1 protein-coding gene is annotated in these 349 nt (G+C 59.9%); it reads right to left on the bottom strand.

Going from position 1 to position 349, the window contains the following annotated elements:
• The coding region (locus tag KVS69_RS19035) for a helix-turn-helix transcriptional regulator (RefSeq protein ID WP_217539527.1) at window positions 1–349 on the bottom strand (349 nt) is incomplete at both ends.

Here is a 349-nt window from a genome sequence, read left to right as displayed (position 1 = left end):
TTTCAATCTGATGGCCTTAGCTACCAACTGCGTTCGATTCACGCAATCCAGTTTCTTAATGGCGTTTGTCATATAGGCGTTCACGGTATGATCCGAGAGCGACAGGATGCGGCCGATCTCCACCGAGGTCTTGCCCTGTGCCGTCCAGCGGACGACTTCGAGTTCGCGGCCGGTCAGGGGCGCGGAGGCGGCAGCATTGCTCGTGCGCCGGATCCTGTCGAACACGTCGAAGGCATGCAGCGAGAGCACTCCGATCTCGTTGAGCTCCACCTGCCTCAGAACGGGCCTGGAGCCTGCGAAGTCGAGCACGAAACGGCCGCCTTCCACCGAATTGAGACCCATGGCCACA

The sequence above is a fragment of the Stenotrophomonas sp. GbtcB23 genome (assembly GCF_019091045.1).
GTDB lineage: Bacteria > Pseudomonadota > Gammaproteobacteria > Xanthomonadales > Xanthomonadaceae > Stenotrophomonas > Stenotrophomonas rhizophila_A.
This window is presented reverse-complemented; position numbering and strand designations above follow the sequence as displayed.